Here is a 1,062-nt window from a genome sequence, read left to right as displayed (position 1 = left end):
GCCGATTGGCTCTCTCTCCGCCCTCGGTGGCTCTATTTCATGCATTCAGTGGCTCTAAACTCCGCTTAAGTGGCTCTTTTTGTCCGCAATATTCAAACTGAAACGATAGACAGATATGTTGTTCAATTTAGTTTTCAACCAGAAGAAAACAGCTTTGTTCAATATATTGATAGCAGGGAAGTTGATCGAGGAACGTATCAATTAAAGAAAGATAATGTATATTATTTGGCGGGTGATATGCAAAATATTGAACTCACATTAAATAAAGAGAACTCTTTTGATATAGTTATAGAAAAGCTCAATAATGATAAGCCCATTCATTTAGTGAATACAAGCCTTATACCAGGATACTCTTCAACGGCATTTGATGATGTAGAAGAGTACAAGGAACTGATTAAAGAAAGCTAAATAGCAATGATCACGTAAAAATAGACACTCGCACGTTATTTTGTCTCTTAGTCAAATGACGTTGATCAGAATTTTTGTCGGTAATTTTAATTGTGTATTCGCCAAACATTCAAGTGGTATTATGCTGCTTGAATGGTTGTTTTTTAGGTACAGGTTTAACTAGTTTTGATTATATATGACAACTAAAAACAGCGTCACATTCGGTCTTTATAATTCTTAAAAATTTTGATATCCACAGGCAATGGTATTTCTTGAGATCCTCCCCACCATGAATAGGAGTGCATTCATGACATGAATCTCATGGAACGGCTGATTAATTGAGTTAAGTAGCAGCAATCAAGGATAATATCAGCGTTTTTATAATCGGTTAAACTATAATTTAAAATGGTGTCACTAGCGTCGCATAAATATAATTAGAATATTCTCAACAAGTTTCAATTATTTTTTTGACAAAAAAGGAAGCATTCAAATAAAGGTAGTGATCATCCATTTTTTAACTATTTTAAAATTCAGAGCGACAGATAGTTAGATGCTTCACGGCACTGATTTCCCTTGAATTGCACTTATCCACATATCAGGAGAATCCCATAAACTTGCTTTTAGTAAGCGTGTAATCTTTAGATAAGTCTCTTTACTATTTGTTTCAAGATGAAT

General features: G+C 33.8%; 1 protein-coding gene. It reads left to right on the top strand.

Going from position 1 to position 1,062, the window contains the following annotated elements; all coding sequences use genetic code 11:
• Positions 1 to 69 precede the first annotated feature (69 nt).
• Positions 70 to 408 carry a hypothetical protein gene (locus tag BM390_RS15210; protein ID WP_062323127.1) on the top strand — a complete coding sequence of 113 codons (339 nt, stop codon included), beginning with the start codon at positions 70 to 72 and terminating at the stop codon, positions 406 to 408.
• Positions 409 to 1,062: the final 654 nt, after the last annotated feature.

This window comes from Halolactibacillus miurensis (assembly GCF_900116255.1).
GTDB lineage: Bacteria > Bacillota > Bacilli > Bacillales > Amphibacillaceae > Halolactibacillus > Halolactibacillus miurensis.
This window is presented reverse-complemented; position numbering and strand designations above follow the sequence as displayed.